Annotated in this window: 11 protein-coding genes and 3 pseudogenes; 4 read left to right on the top strand and 10 right to left on the bottom strand. The window is 67.1% G+C overall.

What is annotated here, in order from left to right; translation table 11 throughout:
• Nucleotides 1–4: 4 nt before the first annotated feature.
• The 4 genes from HNO51_RS09675 to acnB form a co-directional block, all read right to left on the bottom strand.
• Nucleotides 5–1,876 carry a glycerophosphodiester phosphodiesterase family protein gene (locus HNO51_RS09675; protein ID WP_197450783.1) on the bottom strand — a complete coding sequence of 624 codons (1,872 nt, stop codon included), beginning with the start codon at nt 1,874–1,876 and terminating at the stop codon, nt 5–7.
• Between the two features lie 88 nt (nt 1,877–1,964).
• The gene (gene rraA, locus HNO51_RS09680; protein WP_197450784.1) at nt 1,965–2,453 is read right to left on the bottom strand and encodes a ribonuclease E activity regulator RraA; all 489 of its coding nucleotides are present in this window, start codon (nt 2,451–2,453) and stop codon (nt 1,965–1,967) included.
• Between the two features lie 124 nt (nt 2,454–2,577).
• Nucleotides 2,578–3,186, bottom strand: a complete 609-nt coding sequence (locus HNO51_RS09685; RefSeq protein ID WP_197450785.1) for a porin family protein — start codon at nt 3,184–3,186, stop codon at nt 2,578–2,580.
• Between the two features lie 335 nt (nt 3,187–3,521).
• Nucleotides 3,522–6,125: a bifunctional aconitate hydratase 2/2-methylisocitrate dehydratase gene (gene acnB, locus HNO51_RS09690; RefSeq protein ID WP_209539070.1), complete on the bottom strand. Its 2,604-nt coding sequence runs from the start codon at nt 6,123–6,125 to the stop codon at nt 3,522–3,524.
• A 252-nt stretch (nt 6,126–6,377) separates the two neighbouring features.
• Between acnB and HNO51_RS09695 the strand changes: the two genes are divergently transcribed.
• The 3 genes and pseudogenes from HNO51_RS09695 (at nt 6,378) to HNO51_RS09705 (ending at nt 11,462) form a co-directional block, all read left to right on the top strand.
• Nucleotides 6,378–6,830, top strand: coding sequence for a DUF1289 domain-containing protein (locus tag HNO51_RS09695; protein ID WP_197450787.1), 453 nt, complete (start codon nt 6,378–6,380; stop codon nt 6,828–6,830).
• Nucleotides 6,831–6,859: 29 nt separating this feature from the next.
• On the top strand, nt 6,860–7,495 hold the full coding sequence (locus tag HNO51_RS09700; RefSeq protein WP_209539071.1) for a MiaE family protein: 636 nt from the start codon (nt 6,860–6,862) through the stop codon (nt 7,493–7,495).
• Between the two features lie 30 nt (nt 7,496–7,525).
• Nucleotides 7,526–11,462: pseudogene (locus HNO51_RS09705) on the top strand (AAA family ATPase).
• 4 nt (nt 11,463–11,466) lie between these two features.
• On the opposite strand, the pseudogene HNO51_RS09710 reads toward HNO51_RS09705, so the two are convergent.
• The 4 genes and pseudogenes from HNO51_RS09710 to queC all read right to left on the bottom strand — a co-directional run bounded on the left by HNO51_RS09710 (nt 11,467) and on the right by queC (nt 13,967).
• Nucleotides 11,467–11,767, bottom strand: a pseudogene (locus HNO51_RS09710) (YkgJ family cysteine cluster protein).
• Nucleotides 11,764–12,610, bottom strand: a pseudogene (locus tag HNO51_RS09715) (6-carboxytetrahydropterin synthase). The pseudogenes HNO51_RS09710 and HNO51_RS09715 overlap by 4 nt, the downstream one beginning before the upstream one ends.
• Nucleotides 12,610–13,254: a 7-carboxy-7-deazaguanine synthase gene (gene queE, locus HNO51_RS09720; protein ID WP_197450792.1), complete on the bottom strand. Its 645-nt coding sequence runs from the start codon at nt 13,252–13,254 to the stop codon at nt 12,610–12,612. Before queE ends, HNO51_RS09715 begins: the two are co-directional and overlap by 1 nt.
• Nucleotides 13,254–13,967: a 7-cyano-7-deazaguanine synthase QueC gene (gene queC / locus HNO51_RS09725; RefSeq protein WP_197450793.1), complete on the bottom strand. Its 714-nt coding sequence runs from the start codon at nt 13,965–13,967 to the stop codon at nt 13,254–13,256. Before queC ends, queE begins: the two co-directional genes overlap by 1 nt.
• Nucleotides 13,968–14,206: 239 nt before the next feature.
• On the opposite strand from queC, the gene trhP reads away from it, so the two are divergent.
• Nucleotides 14,207–15,622, top strand: a complete 1,416-nt coding sequence (trhP, locus tag HNO51_RS09730; RefSeq protein ID WP_209539072.1) for a prephenate-dependent tRNA uridine(34) hydroxylase TrhP — start codon at nt 14,207–14,209, stop codon at nt 15,620–15,622.
• Between the two features lie 116 nt (nt 15,623–15,738).
• Here trhP and HNO51_RS09735 read toward each other — a convergent pair whose 3' ends face one another.
• Both HNO51_RS09735 and HNO51_RS09740 read right to left on the bottom strand, forming a co-directional pair.
• Nucleotides 15,739–17,301 carry a sensor domain-containing diguanylate cyclase gene (locus tag HNO51_RS09735; RefSeq protein ID WP_209539073.1) on the bottom strand — a complete coding sequence of 521 codons (1,563 nt, stop codon included), beginning with the start codon at nt 17,299–17,301 and terminating at the stop codon, nt 15,739–15,741.
• A 77-nt stretch (nt 17,302–17,378) separates the two neighbouring features.
• On the bottom strand, nt 17,379–17,615 hold the full coding sequence (locus tag HNO51_RS09740) for a DUF2789 domain-containing protein (RefSeq protein ID WP_197450796.1): 237 nt from the start codon (nt 17,613–17,615) through the stop codon (nt 17,379–17,381).
• Between the last annotated feature and the right edge of the window lie 97 nt (nt 17,616–17,712).

Raw genomic sequence — 17,712 nt, forward strand, 5'->3', positions numbered from 1 at the left:
GCCGTCAACGCCGCAGCCAGTTGCGCAGTTTCACCAGCAGGATTGCCCCGTCGCTCAGTTCGCGGCGGTCGCGGATGAGTTCGGCGAGGCGATCCGGATGATCGGTGATGATGGCATCGACGCCCAGGTCGATCATCTGCGACATGCGCGAGCGGTCGTTGACCGTCCAGGCGTGCACTTCGTAGCCCAGCTCCCGTGCCAGCCGGATCTCGTTGTCGGTGATGCGGTTGTGGCGTAGTCCCAGCGCATCGAAACTGCGGCGATCCAAGGTGCCCGGCATGACCAGTTGGGCCAGCAGGGTCACGCGCAGGTCCGGCTCCCGCTCCTTGAGCATCTCCAGTACGCCGGTCGACATCACCGCCAGCCTGGTCTCGCCGCTGACGTCCGGGCTGCCGCAGCGGGCGGCCTGAGCCGGCGTCACGTGGGCCAGGCATTCACGCCGCGCTTCGGTTTCCCGCTGCAGTGCATCGAGCACGGCCTCCACCAGGTCGGCTTCCCTTCCCGGGTCCGGCTTCATGTCGATCATCAGCGCGCTCTTGCCGCGCACTGCGGCAAAGGCTTCGTCGAGGGTCGGGATGCGTTCGCCGACGAAGGCATCGCCGAACCAGCTGCCGACGTCGAACTGACGCAGCTCCTCCAGGGGTGTTTCGTGCAGCAGGCGCGGGTCGCCGGTCAGGCGCTGCAGGCTGCTATCGTGGTAGAGCACGACCTCGCCGTCGGCGGTCAGGCGAACGTCGATCTCCACGTAGTGAGCACGGTCCGCGGTGGCCCGCTCGATGGCCGGTAGAGTGTTCTCGGGCGCGGCGACCGAGCTGCCACGATGGGCGATGATGGCGACGTCGTCGCGCAATTCGAAACTGTTGACGATCCACCAGGCCTGGGCCACGGCGAACAGGAGCACGGCCAGTTCGACGCCCCAGGCCAGGCGTCCCGGGTGCGCATCGGGGGGCGGTGGGGCGGGGCGGGGCTCACGGTGGGCCAGGCGCAGGTAGAGGCAGGCCGAGAGCAGTGCGTTCGCCGCGATGCCGACGAAGGTAATGGCCAGGGTCGCCAGCACGTAGCCGGTCACGTAGGCCAGCATGGCGGGGATCAGCACGGCGTTGCGTTCCGGCAGCCACCACAGCATCGGGGTGAAGACGTGGTCGAACAGCGCGCTGGCCAGTAAGGGCAGGGCAACGATGACCAGCAGGACCGAGATCACCACCAGGGCGACCTTGCCGCGGTGGCCACGGGTCAGCTCACGGCTGCGCTTGAGCGCGGCGGTGGCCGGGAGGTTCTCCAGCGTGGCCACCGGCAGCGCCAGGATCCAGCGCACGTAGAGCCACCCCGCGGTAAGGGCCCAGGCGAGGGTCAGCGGCGCCGCGGTGGCGAGGAAGTACCACAGGGCCGGCGGACGCATGCGCAGCACGTAGTAGGGGTCGAGTCCGCCGATGATCATCTCGTAGAGCCAGCCGAGCAGCAGGGCGACGGGAATCAGCAGCAGCAGATGCGTGCCTACCTGAAGCACGACCAGGCCGGCCAGCACGGGGAGCCGGCGCAGGGTCTGCCACAGCGCGATGAACGCCAGCTGATAGTGGTTGTCGCGACGCTTGACCGCCACCAGGATCATGCCGGCCTGCTGCAGGTAGAGCACCAGGAAGGTCAGGCCGATGGCCGCCAGGAGCCACAGAACCCCGCCCGGGCTGAGCAGCAGGTCGAGCAGCGCGGCATTAGTGACGACGGGACGATCGAAGCGCCGGAGCAGGCTGGTCAGTGACCAGGCCACGCCCGGCAGCAACAGGCTCGAGGCGAGCAGGGTGAAGAACAGATGGTACGCCACCAGCGGACGCAGGTGCTCTCGCAGGCTGCGCAGCACATCCACGCCTAGCGTCGTCATCGATGCGAGGGGTCAGGGTGCAGGTTCATGCCCTTAGCGTGGCACCGCGGCAGCCAGCTGGGCAAGTTCCGTTGCGATGACGATGGGCTCAGGTGTCGATGGGCAGGCGCTGGTGCGCCACCACGATGCCGTTATTGTCGGCGTACAACCACTGGCCAGGGCGCAGGGTCACGCCGGCGAAGGTGACGGCGACGTCGCGACTGCCCTCGCCGCGCTTCTCGCTCTTGCGCGGGTGGGCGCCGAGCGCCTGGACGCCCAGGTCGGTCTCGGCCAGCACGTCCACGTCGCGCACGCAGCCATACATGACGACGCCCGACCAGCCGTTGTTCGCCGCCTGCTCGGCCAGCATGTCGCCGAGCATGGCGCAGCGCTGGGAGCCGCCGGCATCGACCACCAGTACGGCGCCCTCGCCGGGTTCGCCGACGGCCTGCTTGACCAGGGAGTTGTCCTCGAAGCACTTGACGGTGCGAATCGGCCCGCAGAAGGCGTCCCGACCGCCAAAGTTGATGAAGATCGGATCGAGAACCTGTACGTCCGGATGGGCGTCGCAGATATCGGGCGTGATGATGGCACTCATTCGAAGGCTCCTTGCCTGGGCGGATGTTGCCCCCATGATGCCATGGCCTGCCTGGCACGGCCTTCGTCGATTCGTCTGAGGCCGGGCCGGCCCCGGGTGGGACCGGCTCGGCGAGGTGGAGCGGCTAGAAGCGCAGCCCCACCGAGGCGGTGAAGGTATCGATGGTGTAGTCGCTGTCGAAGTCGTAGCGCTCGTATTCGGCGCGGATCAGTACCGGGTTGAAGTTGAACTGGGCGCCGAGGCCGTAGACCGGATCGAAGCCGTCGTTGTCCTGCAGGTCGAGTTCGGCATCGCCCAGGTTGCCTTTCACATCGGTTTCCCAGCTGGCCGCACCGACCTTGGCATAGGGCGTGAACCAGCTCGTGACCGGCAGCTGGCCGATCAGGCTGGCGCCATAGGCGGTCGATTCCAGATCGGTGCTGGCGCCATCGGTTCCACGCAGGCGCACACGGCCAAGGTCGGCATAGAAAGCTTCGGCGGCCAGGTAGCGGTTGAACTGGTAACCGGCGAAGCCTTTCCAGACGTTGTCATCGTCGTCGAGATCGAAGTCGCTGCTGCCGCTCTCGATGAAGTTGTCCACCTCTTCGCGGTCGTTTTCCAGCGAGCTGAAACCGGTGCCCAGCCCCAGGTAGGCATACTGCTCATGGGGCTGGCCGGCCTGGGCCTGCGCGACGCTGGCCGTGAGCAGCGAGGCGGAGGCGAGCGCGATGGTAAGAAGCGTTCTGTTTGGCATGTTCTGTCTCCTTGAATCCCTTAGGCTTTGCCCGACGTCTCAAGCAAGTCCTTGCCTTAAATCCCTCTTTTTTCTATGCGCCTTGTCGCCGCCCAGAGCGGCGGAATCGGCGCACTCAGGCTCCTTAAACGTAGCCTTGGCGTTAACCGCGCTCAAGGCAGGGAGGGTAAAAAAACGTAGCGAGGCGTCGCCGGTCGACGACGGGAGATTAGTCAGTTCAGACACTTACAAAAAAAGCGCCCCATTCGGGGCGCTTCGATCATCGGCTCAGGTACCGGGTACCAACGATGTTGCGAGCATCGGAGTCGAACCTGAGGCTATCAGAACTCAGGATATCAGGCTTCCTGGGCGACCGGAATCACGTTGGAAGCGGCGTTCTGATACTCCTCGATCTCATGGAAGTTCATGTAACGATAGATCTCGCCGGCCATGGCGTCGAATTCGCCCATGTAACGCTGGTACTCCTCGACGCTCGGCAGGCGACCCTCCACCGCGGCCACGGCGGCAAGCTCGGCCGACGCCAGGTAGACATTGGCGCCGTCGCCCAGGCGGTTGGGGAAGTTGCGGGTGGAGGTGGAGACCACGGTGCTCTTGGCGGCAACGCGGGCCTGGTTACCCATGCACAGCGAGCAGCCGGGCATCTCCATGCGCGCGCCGGCGCGACCGTAGATGCCGTAGTAGCCCTCTTCGGTCAGCTGGTGCTGGTCCATCTTGGTCGGTGGGGCGAGCCACAGACGGGTCTTCAGGCTGCCGGCGGGCTGCTTTTCGAGCAGCTTGCCCGCGGCGCGGAAGTGGCCGATGTTGGTCATGCACGAGCCGATGAAGACCTCGTCGATCTTCTCGCCGGCGACCTCGGAAAGCAGGCGGGCGTCGTCCGGGTCGTTCGGCGCGCACAGTACCGGCTCCTTGAGTTCGGCCAGGTCGATCTCGATGACTTCCGCGTACTCGGCGTCCTTGTCCGCGCGCATCAGGCTCGGGTTGGCCAGCCACTCCTCCATCGCCAGGATGCGGCGCTCGATGGTACGACGGTCGCCGTAGCCGTTGGCGATCATCCACTTGAGCAGGGTGATGTTGGACTTCAGGTACTCGGCGACGCTCTCCTCACCCAGGGTGATGGTGCAGCCCGCGGCGGAGCGCTCGGCGGAGGCGTCGGAGAGTTCGAAGGCCTGCTCGACGGTGAGATCCTCGAGGCCCTCGATCTCCAGCACGCGGCCGGAGAAGGCGTTCTTCTTGCCCGACTTCTCGACGGTCAGCAGGCCCTGCTTGATGGCGTAGTAGGGGATGGCGTGGACCAGGTCGCGCAGGGTGACGCCGGGCTGACGCTTGCCCTTGAAGCGCACCAGCACCGATTCCGGCATGTCCAGCGGCATCACCCCGGTGGCGGCGGCGAAGGCGACCAGGCCCGAGCCGGCCGGGAACGAGATGCCCAGCGGGAAGCGGGTGTGCGAGTCGCCGCCGGTGCCCACGGTGTCGGGCAGCAGCATGCGGTTCAGCCAGCTGTGGATGATGCCGTCGCCCGGGCGCAGCGAGACGCCGCCGCGGTTCATGATGAAGTCGGGCAGGGTGTGGTGGGTCTCCACGTCGACCGGCTTCGGATAGGCGGCAGTGTGGCAGAACGACTGCATCACCAGGTCGGCCTGGAAGCCCAGGCAGGCGAGGTCCTTGAGCTCGTCACGGGTCATCGGGCCGGTGGTGTCCTGGGAGCCCACGGTGGTCATCTTCGGCTCGCAGTACATGCCCGGGCGTACGCCCTCCATGCCGCAGGCCTTGCCGACCATCTTCTGGGCCAGGGTGAAGCCCTTGCCGGTGTCCTTGGGCTGCTCGGGCAGGCGGAACACGTCGGACTGGGGCAGGCCCAGCGCCTCGCGCGCCTTGCCGGTCAGGCCGCGGCCGATGATCAGCGGGATGCGGCCGCCGGCGCGCACCTCGTCGAGGATCACCTGGGTCTTGAGTTCGAAGGTGGTGAGCACCTCGTCGGTGCCGTGCTTGCACACCTTGCCCTCATAGGGATAGACGTCGATGACGTCGCCCATCTCGAGCTTGGAGACATCCATCTCCACGGGCAGGGCGCCGGCGTCTTCCATGGTGTTGAAGAAGATCGGGGCGATCTTGCCGCCGAAGCAGAAGCCGCCGGCGCGCTTGTTGGGCACGTTGGGGATGTCGTCGCCGAAGAACCACAGCACCGAGTTGGTGGCGGACTTGCGCGAAGAGCCGGTGCCGACCACGTCGCCGACGTAGGCGACCGGGAAGCCCTTGGCCTTCACTGCCTCGATCTGCTTGAGCGGGCCGGTGGTGCCGGGGACTTCCGGCTCGATGCCGTCGCGCTCGTTCTTGAGCATGGCGTTGGCGTGCAGCGGGATGTCGGGGCGCGACCAGGCGTCGGGCGCGGGGGAGAGGTCGTCGGTGTTGGTCTCGCCCGGCACCTTGAACACGGTGAGGGTGATCTTCTCGGCCAGCGCCGGCTTGGACAGGAACCACTCGGCGTCGGCCCAGGACTGCAGCACGTCCTTGGCCACGGCGTTGCCCGCCTTGGCGCGCTCTTCCACGTCATGGAAGGCATCGAACATCAGCAGGGTGTGCTTGAGCTGCTCGCCGGCCTCCTTGGCGAGTTCGCTGTCGTCCAGCAGCTCGACCAGGGTGGCGATGTTGTAGCCGCCTTGCATGGTCCCCAGCAGCTTGACGGCGTGCACCTTGTCGACCAGCGGCGACTGGGCCTCGCCCTTGGCGACGGCGGTGAGGAAGCCGGCCTTGACGTAGGCGGCCTCGTCGACGCCGGGGGGCACGCGATTGGTCAGCAGGTCGAGGACGAACTCTTCTTCGCCAGCGGGCGGATTCTTCAGCAGTTCGACCAGCGCGGCGGCCTGTTCGGCATTCAGGGGCTTCGGCGGGACGCCCTCGGCGGCGCGTTCTTCGACATGTTGGCGATAGGCTTCAAGCACGTTGGGGCCCTCATCTGGTGTGTTGCCCAGGGCGGCTCGGTACGGCGACGAACATCGGCGAAATGGCCGCCCTGGCAGGAAAACAACCGTAGTCACTGGGTGGCGCGATTCTACGGGAAACTGTCGACAATGTTAAGTTGGGCCGCCGCGGCGAAGCCTAGACTTTGGTCGTCGCGCTGTTTGCTTAACTACAGCGTGCCAGGCAGGGCAGGGCGCGTTACCATTGGCCGAACGACCAACGGGGAGAGTGGGATGTGCGCACGTATCGCCTCACCCTGCGTGGGGCTCTGTTCGACCACGTTGGGCGACCCGGTGTGCCGGGGCTGCCAGCGAACGGAAGATGAGATCTGCGCATGGATGGCGCTTTCCGCCGAGCAGCGGAACCGCCGCATCGCGCAACTGGACGCCTTGCGCGAGCGGGTTGCCGCGCGGTTCCTGCGTGTCACTGACGAAGCCTGTCTCGAAGCGCAACTGCGCCGTCACCGTATCCGCTTCCGTCCGGAACAGCCGCCGCTGTCGCGTGCGGTGGAGTTGCTGCGGGTCGGGCGCGACCGCATCCACGAGCTGCCTCGCTATGGCCTGGTTCCGCTGGGCAGTGCCGCCGCGCTCAGCGCCGCCGACCTGCATGCACGGCTCAGCGAGCAGCTGCGGGTGGAGGCTGACGAACGCCGGCGCGCCGACCGGGTGCCGCTCCCCCGCCATTGACCGCACGAGCAGAATACCGAGCCTGAATCATGCCTGAGACCATCGAAGCGCCCCTCCACGACGTCGAGCTGCCAGCGGGGCTGCTCGCCTTCCTTGCCTGCCCCACGCCTGACACCTGGGTCGAGTGGGCGCTGGACAATCCCGAATTGCTGTTGATCGACCACGCCCAGTGCGAGAAAAAGGCCGCCTCGACCGCCATGAGCCTGCTCTATCGCTACGTCGACCAGCCGCTGCTGCTGACCAAGATGTCGCAGCTGGCCCGCGAGGAACTGCTGCACTTCGAGCAGGTGGTGAAGCTGATGGCGGCGCGGGGCATCGAGTACCGGCACCTCAGCGCGTCGCGCTATGCCGAAGCGCTACGTCGGCACGTCCGCTCTCAAGAACCCGGGAGGCTTGTCGATATTCTCATCATAGGGGCCTTCATCGAGGCGAGAAGCTGTGAGCGTTTCGCCAGGCTGATCCCGCACCTGGACGCCGAGCTGGCCCAGTTCTATCGCTCGCTGGTGAAGTCGGAAGGCCGACACTACGAAGACTACCTCCTGCTGGCGCGGTATCTTTCGTCGGATGCCATTGACAAGCGGGTGGATTTCTTTGCCGAATGCGAAGCACAACTAATAGTCACGCCGGACACGGCGTTTCGTTTCCATAGTGGCGTGCCGGCCTGATGCCGCCACTTTGCCATGCAGGGTTCCGTCATGCAGGACGCTTCAGTAACCGAGCATAACAGTGAAGAGGGTGATCATCTGGCGCTGTTCGGCCAGTTCTCGCTGGCACTGGGTGATGATGTGTTGACCCAGTTCAGCTATGACAAGGTCAAGGCGCTGCTGGTCTACCTGCTGTTGCACCACCAACCGGTCAACCGGGCCAGCCTGGCCGAACTGCTGTGGCCCGACCAGGGGCTCTCCTCGGGGCGCACCAACCTGCGCCATGCGCTGCACTGCCTGCGCCCAGTCGCTCGGTGAGCAGGCCGAGCGCGTACTGGTCGTCTCGCGTCAGACCATCGCCTTCCGCCGCCCCGAGAGCTGGCGCTTCGACCTGCACGAACTCCAGCAACTGCTGGAAGGCGCGCAGGATGTCGTGACGCTCGAACGGCTGCTGCGGCGCTACCGCGGCGACCTGGTGGAGGAGCTTCAGCTTCCCGCCTGCACCGAATTCCAGCGCTGGCTGGTGCAGTTGCGCAACGAGTGGCGCCAGCGCGTGATTCGCTTCGCCGAGGGCGTACTGGAGCGCAACGAGGAAGTACCCGATGCGCTGCTGCAGACCCTGGTCAGCCGCTTCTCGGGCTATGGGCCCTTCCATGAGCGCCTGGTGCGCCAGCTCGCCGAGCAGGGCCAGCTGGCCGCGGCGCACGAGCAGTACAACGCCTACCTGCAGCTGCTGGCGCTCTCCGGCCAGCAGCCCGAACCCAACTTCCTGCAGCTGGCGCGCTACTGGTCGGATGGCAGCCCCGACCTGCAGAGCCTGTCGCCGCAAGGCGCCTTCTCGCGCACGCTGGCGGCCGGCAGCTCACCGCTGCGCGAGGACGAGATCGAGCAGCGTCAGCTGTCGGTGATGGCGATCCGCCTGCGCGTCAAGGGTGAGTTCTCGGCCCGCGACGAGATACGCGCCTGCCTGTCGCTGCAGATCGAGCTGATGCGTTGGCTGGAACAACAGTGCCACCATCTGGGAGGCTTCTGGCTGCCCGGTGCCACCGGCGGCCTGGGCCTGGCCTGCTTCGGCACCCACGGCCCGGCCCATCAGCTGGCCGAGCTGGTGGCGCTCTACGAGCACTGTCGGCGCGTGCTGCCCGACGAGGTGGCAAGGCACTGGAGCGGCGAGGACGAGCCACCACGGATCGAACTGGCGGCCGGCCTCAACAGCGGGCGTGTCGTCTATCTGCCCGAGCGGCAGCTGGTCGACCCACTGGGCCAGGTCACCCAGGGGGCGCTGGACCTGATGTGTACCGCGGAAGGCAGCGAGCTGGTCATCTCTCAGGAAGCCAGCCAGCACATGCCGCCGGCGCTGGACCTGCAGCCGCGACTCTCCTCGCGGCTGGTGGCGAGCGACGGCCGGGTACGGCTGCGGGCGCTGGTGCTGGGCCACAACGAAGGCGGCCGCGATGCCATGCCGCCGAGCCTGGTCGGCCGCGAGGCCTCGCTGCGCGTGCTGCGCGACGCCCTGGCACGTGCCGGCATCGGCCTGCGCCAGAGTGTGCTGGTCAGGGGCGCTTCGGGCATGGGCAAGTCGGCGCTGATGGTGGGGTTTCGTCAGCTCGAGCTGAGCCGCGACGCGGCGATCTGCTGGCAGCCCACCACGCGCCTGTCGGTGCTGGAGCCTTACGGCGTGGCACGCACGCTGCTGCGCTGGCGGCTCGATGGCAAGCTCGACCAGGAGTGCCTCGAGGAGCTGGTCGACCAGTGTGAACTCGCGCTGACACCGGAACAGCTGGGGTTGTTGGAGGAGGCCCTGGGCGTCAGGGAGTCGCCCGAGGTGGCGCAGCTGGCCAAGAGCGGCGAGGCGGTGGACCTGGTCGTGGCGCTGCTGTGCCGGGCCATCGAGCGCCAGGCCATCGAGCGCACCCAGGTGCTCATGATCGACGACCTGCAGTGGCTCGACGAGCCGTCGTTCCGTGTATTGGCGGGGCTGCAGGCACGCCTGCCGATCAACTGCGCCTTCCTGCTGGTCGCCAGTCATCATGGGCGCGAGACCCTGCCCACGCGCCTGCATTGGGATCAGCAGGTTACCCTGAGTCATCTCGATGCGATGCAGTCGTCGCGGCTGCTGTCGCAGCTGGCCAGGCGCTACCGCCTGCACCTCAGCCCGCGCCTGCGGGGCCAGATCATCGAACGCTGCGATGGCGTACCGCTCTACATGCAGGAGATCTGTCGGCGCCTGGAGATGGATCGCCGCGAAGGGCGCAGCGTCCAGCTCGATGAACTGCCTCGCGGACTCCTCGGCCTGCTCGCCGGGCGCATCGACCAGCTCGACGGCGACCGCGAGGTCGCGCATGTCGCCGCGGTGCTGGGGCGCCGTTTTCGGTTCGACTTCCTGGCCGAGTGCAGCGGCTGGGAGATGTCGCAGCTTCACCGCGCCCTGGAGCAGATGCGCCGGCTCGAGATCATCGAGCCCGCCGGCGGTGAGGGTGGCTGTCGCGAGTACCAGTTCAGTCACCAGCTACTGCAGGAAGCCGCCTATCTCTCCTGTCCCCGCGACGTGCGGGTACGTATCCACCGCCAGGTCGTCAGCCTCATCGAGGAGCGCTTCCCGATGTGGATCGGCCGGCATCCGGGTGATTTCGCCACCCACCTGCGGCGCAGCGGGCACTATGCCCGCGGCGCCCGTTACTTCGAGCTTGCGGCGCGCGAGGCGCTCAAGGTCAGCGCCAACCGTACCGCGCTGAAGATGGCCGACTTCGGTCTTGCCAGCCTGCGCCACGTGGAGGGCCAGGAGGAGCGCGAGATCAGCCTGCTGACGGTACGTGGCCAGGCCGCCTTCGCGCTCGAGGGGCACGGTTCGCCGACCGCCCACGAGAGCTTCGTGCGCGCCCGCGAGCTGCTGGTGGAGCATGGCGGCTGCCACGCCGAGGACGCCGAGGATCTCGAGCAGGCCTTCCTGGTCAAGTGGGGGCTGTGGGTCGGTTGCAGCCAGCGCCATGCCCACGCCGATGCCTTCTCGCTTGCTGCCAGCCTGGCTTCGATCGCCGGTCGTCTCGAGGACCCTCGCTACCAGCGTCTCGCCGACTACGCCCGGGCCAACTGCGAGTACTGGGCGGGCCGCATCCGCCAGGCCTTCGAGCACCTCGACGAGATCGCCCCGCTGGAGCAGGCGATGCTCATCGAGTGGCTGCCGTTCTCCGAGCATCCTCAGGTGGCCGCGGCCTGCTTCCAGGGCTGGGCGATCTGCCTGCGCGGCGACTACCGGCGTGCCGAGCAGCAGGTCGAGGCGGCGATTCGCCTGGCCGAGCGGATCGGGCACCCCGGTTCGCTGGCCATGGCGCTGCTGTTTGCCGCAGCGCTCTATCGTCAGCTCGGCCACGTGCACCTGGCGGCGCGGCGCGCCGAGCAGGCCGTGGCCCTGACCGAGACGCCCGACCTGCATCTGTGGCAGGTGTCGGCCCAGGCCATCCTCGGGTGGCGCCGGGCGCTCTCCGGCGATCGCGATGGCCTGACGATGATGGAGCTGGCCCAGGAGGAGCTGGGTGAGATCACCGGCCGCGACCGCTACCATCGCCCGACGCTGTGGTACAGCGACGCCTGTCTGGCGCTGGACGAGCTTCCCCGGGCCGAGGATTACCTGGATCAGTGCCTGATGATCGCGCGTGAACGCAGCACCCTGTTCGTTTCCGAGCTGGCGGTCCAGCTGGCGCGTGTGCGTCATCGGCTCGAGCGTCCGGCGAGCGAGGTGAGGCGGCTCGTGGAGCAGGCGCTGGAGTGCGCACGCCTGCACGAGAACCGTCATCAGGAGCTGTGCGCGCTCGAGGCCTGGCTGACGTTGGTCGATGGCCAGGACGAGAGCATGCGCGAGCAGTTCCGGTTGCTGCTCGACAGCGTGAGCCACAGCGATGCCCCGGTACTGATCCGCTGGCGCATGCTGCTCGACCGGCAGCTACCTCAGCGGGACACCGGTGGACGCGTGGCCGTCGGCAACGGCTGAGGCTTCACGCAGAGGTGCCGCATTCGAGCACGGCAATTCGCTGCAGTGCCTGATTGCGGTCCTCGCCGCACAGCTCGCTATCGAAGGCGAAGCGCAGGCATACCGCGGGGGCGGCGGGGGTCGCCGAACAGGCGGCAGAGATGGTTCTCGTCGAGTTGTACGCAGCGTACGCCGGCCGGCTTGCCGTGGGGCATCCCGGGTATCGGTGAGCTGATCGAAGGCGCAATGCAACAGGCGCCGCAGCCGGGGCGGCATTGCGCGCGGGTGGGTGTGTCCCCGGCCGCCCGTGCGGTCCCGGTGCTCACGGTCGCGCCTCGGCAATCGCCCCCTTGTCGATCCCCTCGAACGCCTGTACGCGCGTGGGCCTTCCCGTCTCTTCGGCAATCTGCCGGGCCAAGCCAGCGGGCGATGTGCTCGACCGTGGTCGGCGAGTCGAGCACGATGCAGCGCTCCAGCGGCAGCCGCAGCTGGAAGCGGCCCTGTTCGGCACGATAGCGGCTGGTCAGGCTGGGATGCATCTCGGGTTCCACCTGGTCGATGATGTCGCTCTGGTCGACCAGGTAGCGATCGTCCAGGTAGCCGGCCCACTGTGCCTCCAGCGCCGGACAGCGCTCGCCGCGCTGCCAGACGTGCAGGCGCGAGCGATGCCCGTGGGCGATACGCTGACAGTTGCCGCCGTGGTGCTTGAGCCCGTGGCTGTAGGTGTAGACGGCACCATCGACGACCTCTGGACGCAGGCGCAGGCGGATGTCGCTGACCCGCGGCGGTGGCCGCTTCATCAGCTCCCGGGCGAGGAAGTCGGCGAGCCGCTCGGGGGTGATCTCGGCCCAGGGCAGCAGGGTGAAGGCCTGGCGCGGGGCGCGAACCACCAGCGGGTAGGGCAGCGAGGTGCGAATGCAGATTCCCTCGCTGCACTCAGCGATGCTGATGCCGGCGGCACGCGTCGGCACCAGCAGCGTGTGGTCGGCGCCGGCGTCGAGGCGCGACTTGATCCATGGCTTGACCTCACCGAAATCGAACAGCATGCCATCCTCGCCGAGTTCGCCGTCGAGCTCGGCATCGACGAACCAGCTGACGCCAATGAGGCCGCGCTGCGGGCACCAGAGTGAGGCGTCGAGCTGGGTCAGCCGGTTGACGAATAGGGTCATCAGTCGATTCCCGTGATCTTGTGGGTTTGCAGCGAGAGCCGCCACTGCGGGTGAGCCAGGCAGTAGGCCACTGTCGCGTCCAGATGGTGGCCGCCGGCAGCCAGCGGCGCGGTATCCATGGGTTGCAGGAAGAAGTGCCCGAAGTCGAGGTCGATGAAGCGCTCGGGAGGGGCTTCCGCCTGGGGGTAGACCAGCTTGAGTTCGTCGCCGTGGGTCAGTACCAGGGACGTGGCGGCCTTGGGGCTCACGCACAGCCAGTCGATGCCGGCCGGGACGGGCAGGGTACCGTTGGTTTCCACCGCGACTTCGAAGCCCCGCGCATGCGCAGCTTCGATCAATGCCTCGTCGAGCTGCAGCAGCGGCTCACCGCCGGTGAACACCACGTAGGGTTTCGCCCGCGTGCTGTCCATGGGCCACAGCGCCACCAGGTGGTCCGCCAAGGCCTCGGCGGAGGCGAAGCGCCCGCCGTGCTGGCCGTCGGTGCCGATGAAGTCGGTGTCGCAGAAGCGGCAGGCGGCGCCTGCCCGGTCCTGCTCGCGCCCCGACCAGAGATTGCAGCCGCTGAAGCGACAGAAGACGCTGGCGCGCCCGGCACGTGCCCCTTCTCCCTGCAGCGAGTAGAAGGCTTCCTTGACGTGATACATCAGACCCCTCCGCCGGCAAGGTCGGGGCGCGGCGCATCGGCGGCATACGCGAGCGGGTCGCTCACGCCGTTGGCGGCGAAGGCGGCGAGTCGTTCGCGGCAGCTGCCGCAGCGGCCGCAGGCAAGCGCCTCGCCGCGATAGCAGGTCCAGGTCTCGGCGTAGTCGAGCCCCATGGCCAGGCCATCGGCAAGAATCTCCGCCTTGCTCGAGCGCAGGAAGGGCGCATGAATCTCGACCGGCGCAAAGTTGGCGATGCCGGCCACCGCGCCCATGGCTTCGACGAACTCGGGGCGACAGTCAGGGTAGAGCACGTGGTCACCACCGTGGGCGCCGTAGTCGACACGCCCGGCGCCGACGTTGACCGCCTTGGCGATGGCCAGCGAGAGCAGGATCATGTTGCGGTTGGGCACGACCGTGGCGGTGAGGTTCTCCTCGCCGTAGTCGCCTTCGGGCATGTCGCGGCTGGCATCGGTCAGCGCCGAATTGTCGATCAGGCCATGGATGGCGCGGATGTCCACCACCTGGTGCGGTACGCCGAGCGCGGCGCAAACGCAGGCGGCCACCTCGAGTTCGCGGGCGTGGCGCTGGCCGTAATCGAAGGAGAGGGCATGGACCTCGAGCCCTGCGCGCAGGGCGCGGTGCAGCACGGTGAAGGAGTCCATGCCGCCGGAGTAGATCACCACGGTGGCGCTGGGGGAAGATATCGGGGGCATAGTGAGACTCTGTATCGGAGAATTTGTCGTTCCCGCCTTGGGCGGGCGCCGGGATCCGGTCCGGCGCGCATCATTCTACTTGACCGGAAAGCCTAGTGCACGTCGCTCGGTGGTGCTGGCGAGGTGCCCGTGCTGTTATAATGCGGCCCCTATCAGCGCCCGAGCGCTGTCTGAAAAGTCGGCGAACGCAGCCAGTTTTCAGGCAGTGACCCGCCATCGTCCTGAAAACGGTGACCCCAATGAAAGCTCCCGAACTGCTCTCCCCCGCGGGAACGTTCAAGAACATGCGCTATGCGTTCGCCTATGGCGCCGATGCCGTCTATGCCGGTCAGCCGCGCTATTCGCTGCGCGTGCGCAACAACGACTTCAAGCTCGACAACCTCCATCGTGGCATCGCCTATGCCCACGAGCGCGGCAAGCAGTTCTACGTGGCGTCGAATATCGCGCCGCATAACAGCAAGCTCAAGACCTACCTGCGCGACATGGAGCCGGTCATCAAGGCGGGGCCGGACGCACTGATCATGTCCGACCCGGGGCTGATCATGATGATCCGCGAGCGCTGGCCAGAGCAGGTCATTCATCTCTCGGTGCAGTCCAACGTGGTCAACTGGGCGGCGGCGAAGTTCTGGCAGCGGCAGGGCATCAGCCGCATCATCCTGTCGCGGGAGCTGTCGCTCGAGGAGATCGCCGAGATCCGCGCCGAGTGCCCCGACCTCGAGATCGAGACCTTCGTCCATGGTGCCCTGTGCATCGCCTATTCGGGGCGCTGCCTGCTCTCCGGCTACTTCAATCACCGCGACCCCAACCAGGGTACCTGCACCAACGCCTGCCGCTGGCAATACAACACCGTGGCCGCGGCCCAGGACGAGACCGGCGACCTGGTGCCGGCCAACTCGGCGGCGGCGCATGCGGCAAGCGGTGTGTGGACGCCCGGCCAGGGCGGCCTGATCGCGTCGGGCGGCGGCAGTACCACCCTCAGCACGGCCACCGCCGGCGGCGTGGAGGGGCAGGACGAGCTTTCGGCGCTGATCGAGGACGCCACCCGGCCGGGCGAGCTGATGCCAATCTTCGAGGACGAGCACGGCACCTACATCATGAACTCGAAGGACCTGCGCGCCGTGCAGCACGTGCCCAGGCTCGCCGAGATGGGGGTGACCTCACTCAAGATCGAGGGCCGCACCAAGTCCCACTACTACGTGGCACGCACCGCCCAGGTCTATCGTCGTGCCATCGACGATGCGGTGGCCGGCAGGCCCTTCGACATGCGCCTGATGGATGAACTCGACAACCTGGCCAACCGTGGCTACACCGAGGGGTTCTATCGGCGCCACGTGCACGACGAGTACCAGAACTACGAGCGCGGCAATTCGGTCGGCGTGCACCAGCAGTTCGTCGGTGAGGTGATCGGCTACGATCCCGATCGCGGCGTGCTCGAAGTCGACGTCAAGAACCGTTTCGAGGTAGGCGACGGCATGGAGCTGATGCTGCCCGGCGGCAACCGGCGCTTCAAGCTCGAGCACATCGAGAACAAACGAGGCGAATCGGTCCAGGCGGCGCCGGGCTCGGGTCATGTGGTGCGCATTCCCGTGCCGGGCGAGGCCATCGCGGCGGAGCGAATCGAATTTGCTTTGCTGATGCGCGATCTGCCGGGCTAGTCCCGGGGCGGCCGGTGGCCGGCACTCTATCACGACGAAGGCGGCCAGATGGCCGCCTTCGTCGTCTTGTTTGGTTCGCTTGGCGGCGACTGAATTGCCGCCTGGTGAATCGTGATTCAGGCGGAGGGATCTGACTCCTCGTAGTGGCCCACGCCGTCGCGGCCGCCATGCTTGACGCGGTACATGGCGTGATCGGCCGCGTCGACGAGGGCGGCGGCATCGTCGAATTCACCGTCCTCCAGGTCGGCGATGCCGATGGAGGCGGTCACGTGCAGCGGCTTGCCGTCGGCCTGGGCCAAGGGCTGGGTGGCCAGGTATTCGCGGATGCGATCGGCCAGGATGCCGGCATGCTGGCGCCGCGTGTTGGGCATGATCACGAGGAACTCCTCACCGCCGTAGCGCCCCGCGATATCGCTCTCGCGCACCATGTTGTTGAGCGCGGCGGCGAAGTGGATCAACACCTCGTCGCCGAAACGGTGCCCGAAGCGATCGTTGATGCGCTTGAAGTGATCGAGATCGATGAACATCACCGACAGCGGCTGCCGGGTCTGGCGGGCGCAGTCGAAGTGCTGCGCGAGACGCTTCTCCAGCCAGGGACGATTGGCCAGCTGGGTGAGGTGGTCGGTGCGGTGCTGCTCGTCGAGCACGACGTGGCTGGCGTGGAGCGCCTCCAGTTCACGCTGTTGCTCGGCCAGCCGAATGGTCATGCGCAGGTTCTGCTCGAAGAGCAACTCCTTGGCTTCTGCCAGCAGGTGGGTGCTGTCGATGGCGGGCGGGCAGGTAATCTCGAACAGGCGGGCCAGCGAGGGCAGGCGATGCTGGAGCTCCTGCATGACCGTCATCAGCATGACGATGTCCAGCGAAGCGACGGAAGCGAGCTGGCGCAGCAGGGCGCTGAAGGCGGAGGCCGAGTCGGCGGCGAGCCAGCAGTCGGCGATACGGCAGGAGAGGCGCAGGCAGAGCTTGCGCGCATCGCCGTCGGCGAGCTGGCCATGGCTGTCGATGATGCCGAGCGCGATGGGGGCGGGCACTCCCCAACTGGCGGCCAACCAGGCGCCCACCAGGGCGTGGTCGCAGCCGTAGCGTTCATGCTCGGCCTCGCTCAGCCTGTGGTGCTGGCGAAGTTCGGGGATGTGGGAAGCATAGGCATCGCCATCCAGCGCCTCGAACGCCAGGATGCCGATGTCCTGCAGCAGGGCGGTGGTGAACAGCTGCGAGGCTTCCTGGGGACAGAGGTGCTGGGCCAGCTCCTGCGTGGCGCTAGCGGCGATGATGGCGCGCTGGCATAGGTATTCGTGGTCGAGCACGGTGCCGGCGCCGGGGCGGGGTAAGCCGAAACTCAGGGCGATCGCCAAGGTGGCGTCCAGGCCGATGCGCGAGACGCCATCCAGGCAGGTGGAGACGGCATTCCCGCCGCGCGAATAGGAGGCGCTGTTGGCCATGGAGAGGAGCCGCAGGGTGAGCGCGGGATCCTGCTCGATGGTGCGGGCGTAGTCGGCAAGACAAGGGTCGGACGAGCGGGCGATGGCGATCACGCGCGCCGCCGCTGCCGGCAGGCTGGGCAGCGTGCGGCATTCGGCCAGTCGGGTGCGCAGGGCTTCGGGCAAGGGCGGTAGCTGTAGATTGGCGAGGCCGGCCACGCCAGATGATTCCGCTATCGATATCCTATCGATCGGCATATTGTTTCCGCCCATGCTGGTTCTTGTTGTCCCCGGCCAAGCCTAGCAGAACGGTTAGCTGCCAAGCGTTTGAGACACTAGGGCTTCCTCAACGATGCATCGAGGTGGTCGACGACTTCCGCCCAGTCGGCATCCTCCTCCAGTGCCGTATACAAGAACTCGGCCTGGCTGGGGTTCCAGAAGGGTGCCTGGTATAGGGCCATCTCGGGCGGAAGCGGAGCGTGGCGCTCGAGAAATGCCTTGATCGAGGCCTCATCGGCCGCAAGGCCCAGCTGTTCGAATAGCTCGCTGAAGGGGTGGTCGGGATGCTCCATGTCACAGCTCCTTACGCCTGGGATTCCGGTTCGTTACGTTCACCTTAGCCCGGCTGCGGGGGGACGCCAGCCGGTATGCCGGGCATGGCCGGCCGCT

Source organism: Billgrantia sulfidoxydans, from assembly GCF_017868775.1.
Lineage (GTDB): Bacteria > Pseudomonadota > Gammaproteobacteria > Pseudomonadales > Halomonadaceae > Halomonas > Halomonas sulfidoxydans.